Source organism: Streptomyces sp. NPDC002868, from assembly GCF_055563295.1.
Genome location: NZ_JBVHDR010000070.1, coordinates 1 through 4,724 on the forward strand (window position 1 = coordinate 1; position 4,724 = coordinate 4,724).

Genomic DNA, 4,724 nt, shown 5'->3' on the forward strand with positions numbered 1-4,724 from the left:
TTCATCGCGTTGATGCGGCTCTTGCCGGAGATGAAGCGGCTGCGTCCGCCGCGGTGTGCGGAGGGCCTGCGGACCCTGATCTCGGTGGCGTCCATACCGGCCTCGTCGTCCCGCACCGCAAACGCCCCGGCCGACCACTCCTGGCCGGCGAGGAAGAAGACAACGCCGAGCACCGCAGGGTCCGCGCCCGCGTCGAGCACGCCTTCGCCCGCATGAAGCACTACAAGATCCTCCGAGACTGCCGACAGCGCGGCAGCGGTCTCCACCACGCGGTCCAAGCCGTCGCCCACATGCACAACCTCGCCCTCGCCGCATGAACAGAACTACTCAGAAGCCGCCCTGACCTGCCCAAACACGGCCTTCTGCAACACGCTTTACAACGTGCTCAGGATGGCGGGGGAACCTCAGTGACCCACCCCACCGGCGCCCCCGAAGACCAGGTCAGCCCCAAAACCGCCGCCGCGCTGCGGGCCGCGATGACCCGCCTCTTCGAAGGCCGCCCGCAACGGACCGACGGCCGCCTCACGAAAGAGAACCTCTACAAAGAAGCCCAGGTCAGCCGGGCGACCATGAATCGCGCGCACAAGATCCTGGCTGAATGGGACGCGCACCTCGCCGCCCACGGCAAGGCCACCCCCGGCGAGGCCAAGCGCGACGCGACTATCGCCGAACTCAAGAAGCGACTGACCGCGAAGACCCAGGAATGCACGCTCCTGGAGAACAAACTCAAGGCCGCCCACACCGCGATCGCTGCCCTCTTCCACGACAACGAAGCCCTGCGGCAGCAGCTCAACAAGGACACCTCGACCACCGTCACGCCCCTTCGCCCGCGCGGCCCTCGCCAACGCCGCTAAGCCGCAGGCCAGATGCCCCTCGTGCTTCATCCTGGGCGAGCTCGTCGCCGCTGTCGGCCTTCACCTGGTCGAGGAGGTCCGAGGCGGCCAGGGCCCTGGAGGCAGCCTTGGGGTCGCTCTCGCGGGCGTGAGCGCGGGCCTCGATCAGCCTGGTGAACACCTGGCTGGTGGTGAAGCGGCAGAACGGATCGCGCGAGTGCGACAGCGCCAGAGTCCAACGTCGGCCAATGAGCTACAAGTTGGTCACCGATCTGCCTGGCTCCGGGCAACACTCCAAGCTGCCCATCAGTATCGGAGCATGGTCGCCCCTACCCAGCACGATGAAGTCCGCAAGGTGTACCTGACCTGCAGACTCGGCAAGAGCGAACTCAACCGTCTCTTCAGCCTTGCCGCCGAAGGCACCCCTGCCACGTCGATCTTCATATCCACGCAACGCGGCAGCAGCCGCTACAGCGCGGGATCTCTGACTGACCTGGTAGACCACGTTCGCAACTCGAATGCCAGCGGCAACCTGGACGTCTGGGACAACCTGGTGCTCGAAGCCGCAGACAGCACCGGCGACCGAAAGGTCACCATCAATCTCGACTCCGAACAGGTCGAGGTTCAAGTATCCGGTCGCGACGCCACGTGGGTGCATGGACAGGCGGCCCGCGTCGAACTGCTCCTCAAAGGCACTGGCGGGAGGCTAGTCAAGAGTGAGGAAGCGAAGAGGAAGTCGCGCCGGGAGAACGTCCTTGCGCTTGTGGTCCTGGTGCCGCTTCTCGTCATGGGCATCTACTTGGCGGACACGGTCTCCGCTGATGAGGGATGCCCAGGGTACTGGCAGGCGCCAACTGCTCAGGCGGTCGTTGGGATGGTTGGCCTAGGCTTTGTTGGGATCGGCGTGAAGATTGCCAGAAGGGCAAACCGTGCCCTCCTCAGACCAACGGCCGAGGTACCTCATGGCGCTTGGTGGAACCGGGCGGCCAGCGCCGACAAGATCGCTTTCTCGGCGCTGATCGTGGCCGTGCTCTCCTTCTTTGTCGCCGCCGCCACTCTGGGGAAGGACGTCTTTAGGGAGTCGTGCTACAGAAGGTCCCAAGTTGCTCGAACCGACCCGGGGCCGTGTCTGAGCAGAGACCGCAGCGAGCTCGGCGCCGAGGATGCGGAGGACACGGCCATGCCACTCAGTATCGCCCCTCGGGCACTGGGGCATCGGGCCGGCCGGCGTCTGCCCCAAACACCCCCGGCTCGCAACAGTTCCCTCCAGCTGTGTCAGCCGACCGTTAAGACTTGGCGTTCCCTAGGACTTCGCCAACGTCATTGCCTCCCAGGCCAAGCGCGTGACTCGTCACCAGCTCTATGTCTCATGAGACATGCTGAGCGCGAAGAACACTTCCACCCCGGTCAGCTGCCCGATCAGCACCTCGGCGAGCTCCAACTCCCGCTCGGTCACTGGCGCACTCGAAACCATGTCGCCGGGCTCACGGAGCTCCTGGGGCCACCGCAGGGCATGGACCACCTGAATGCCGCGGCGTGGGCGCAGCACGGCCAGGCGCTCGCGGGTGCGGACGGCGAACTTGGCGATGCCGACGCGGCCGATGCGGACGAGTGCTTCGACCAGGAGAGCGTAGGGGCGCTGGGCAACCGGTCCGTCCGGGCCGGCGAAGTAGCCCCGGTCATACAGCAACGGGTCGACGTCCTGCTCACCGACAAAGCCCACAATCTCCACCGTCTTGCGGGTGGCCAGAGGCAAGTGGTCCAGGTCCTCATCGCGCAGGACGACCATGCGTACGTCCGGCGCTTCCCAGCCCCTGCTGATCTCGGCTTCGCTCACCTCGCGGGCTTCGGCTTCGCACACCCTTCGGTGTGGAATTCTGGCCCCATCGGCGGTGTGGACCTGGTGCATCCGCGGGCGCGGGTCCTCGGTCGCGGCCTACAAACGCGCCGGCACGCTGACCATTCCGCAGGTGACCTGACCTGTCCAAAGGGCGCGCATGACCCAACAGTGCACACCCGGGCCGACTGGCGCGCGGCGATTGCTCCACCAGGAGCGTTCCATGCCGTCCCCGTCGACCCTGGCACACGAGTTCACCCGGCGTCCTGTGACTGAGCGCCGTACTTGCCGGGACTCGTCAACAGGCGCGCTCAGCAATCAGGGTCCAAACTTGATGCCGGCGGCGATCGGCAGGTGGTCGCTGCCGGTGGCGGGCAGAGTCCAGACGTCGGCAACGGTCGCAGAGCGGGTCATGATGTGGTCGATCCGGGACGCGGGGAAAGCCGCAGGCCAGCTGAAAGCGAAGCCCCGCCCTGCCGAGTTCATCTGCGAGGTGACCGGGGCCAGCCCACGGTCGTCCACCGTGCTGTTCAGGTCACCCAGCAGGATCACCCTGTCCAGCTTCTCGGCGGCGATGGCCGCGCCCAGCAGTCCAGCGCTTTCGTCCCGCCAACCGGAACTGAAACCGTTCAATCGGACTCGGACCGAGGGCAGGTGGGCGACGTACACCGCGATCTCGCCCCATGGCGTACGTACGCTGGACCGCAACCCACGGCTCCAGCCCTCCCCGATCCCCTCCGGCTTGATGTCCATCGGCCGGACCTCTGCCAGCGGGTACCTCGACCAGAGTCCGACACTGCCTTCGACCACGTGGTACGGGTAGTCCGACGCCAGGGCTGTCTCGTACACCGGCAACGCGGAGGGCGTCAGCTCTTCCAGAGCGACGAGATCCGGTGCGGACTCGATCAGTGCAACCGCGGTACCCGCGGGGTCGATGTTCTCGTCACTGACGTTGTGCTGGAGCGCCATGATGTCGTGCGCGCCGCGGTCCCCGGCGACAAGCAGCCCGCCAAAGAGGTTCGCCCAAACGGCTGCGGGCAGCAGTAGGGCCACAAGCGCGGTGCCCGAGCGGCGCAGCAGTGCCAGGCCGAGCAACACCGGAATGGCCAGGCCGAGCCAGGGCAGGAATGCCTCCAACAGGCTGCCGAGGCGGCCTACGGTGTTGGGCACAGCGGCGTGGAACGCCAGTAGGCCGGCGGTCAGCACGGCAAGCAATGCGAGAACACGCCCACGCGCCCAGGGTGACCGGCCTCGCGCATCCTTGCCCCACCGCCACCAGTCGATGGGACGCAGCCACCGCCGGAGCGCCGCAGTCTTTGACCCCGGCGCCACGCAGCTGTTCGCCCGCTCCACCAAGTCTCACCCATCCCCCTCGGACACGTCCTCGCCCCGCAGCCATGAGCACGACGTGCCCGATACGACGCAGAACCCGGTGATCAGGTTCCAGACCGCAAGCTCGGCACCCAGGCCTCCGTGTCAATGGCGGCCAGGTCGTCGTCGGCCTGGCCTGCGCGGTTGCGGAGGTTTGACGGTGATGGGGTCGGTCAGCTCGCGGCTGCGGCTGAGGGCCAGGTGGACGTTGCGGGCCCGGCCCGTGGGTGAGCCGCCGAACACGGCTATCTGCCTGCGCCCTTGGACGCCACCTACCAGGGGCGACGGTGGGCATCTGGCTGAAGAACGCGCGGGCCGCCGCCCGGAAGGCTTCGGAGATCGAGCAGCGGCGTGCCGAGGTCCTGCCGGTGGAGTCGTCGGCCGGGGCACTGTCGGAGAGGCGGCGCGAGCACGTCATGTCCCACGGCGCGGTGATCAGCACCGGCATCCACACCGGCTACGTTCGCGTACGCGTCGACCTGACCACTTCAGCACCCCACGAAGACGACAGCTCCTGGGACGAAGTCGTCGAGGCCAGCGTGCACGCTCCTCACGGCCACCTGCGCGTCGACTCCTTCGAACAAGGAGCCGTCACCACCCTTCCCCTTCTCAGCGCAGCCGGACCGGGCTGGTACCGGCTGCGCGTCCACGCCCGCGGCCGCCAGACCAACCCCGACAGCGTC

Annotated in this window: 3 protein-coding genes and 3 pseudogenes; 3 read left to right on the top strand and 3 right to left on the bottom strand. The window is 67.2% G+C overall.

Features of this window, described 5'->3' with window-relative positions:
- Positions 1–89: 89 nt before the first annotated feature.
- Positions 90–317, top strand: a pseudogene (locus tag ACZ3H8_RS40600) (transposase family protein); the annotation flags it as partial.
- A gap of 90 nt (positions 318–407) precedes the next feature.
- Positions 408–854: a hypothetical protein gene (locus ACZ3H8_RS40605; protein ID WP_467410381.1), complete on the top strand. Its 447-nt coding sequence runs from the start codon at positions 408–410 to the stop codon at positions 852–854.
- Between the two features lie 232 nt (positions 855–1,086).
- On the opposite strand, the gene ACZ3H8_RS40610 is transcribed toward ACZ3H8_RS40605, so the two are convergent.
- From ACZ3H8_RS40610 to ACZ3H8_RS40620, 3 genes and pseudogenes are all read right to left on the bottom strand, one after another.
- Positions 1,087–1,461 (bottom strand): hypothetical protein, encoded by a 375-nt coding sequence (locus ACZ3H8_RS40610; RefSeq protein ID WP_467410383.1) that lies wholly within the window; start codon positions 1,459–1,461, stop codon positions 1,087–1,089.
- A 732-nt stretch (positions 1,462–2,193) separates the two neighbouring features.
- Positions 2,194–2,757: pseudogene (gene ku / locus ACZ3H8_RS40615) on the bottom strand (non-homologous end joining protein Ku); the annotation flags it as partial.
- A 231-nt stretch (positions 2,758–2,988) separates the two neighbouring features.
- On the bottom strand, positions 2,989–3,954 hold the full coding sequence (locus tag ACZ3H8_RS40620; protein WP_467410386.1) for an endonuclease/exonuclease/phosphatase family protein: 966 nt from the start codon (positions 3,952–3,954) through the stop codon (positions 2,989–2,991).
- A gap of 374 nt (positions 3,955–4,328) precedes the next feature.
- Here ACZ3H8_RS40620 and ACZ3H8_RS40625 point away from each other — a divergent pair.
- Positions 4,329–4,724, top strand: a pseudogene (locus tag ACZ3H8_RS40625) (hypothetical protein); the annotation flags it as partial.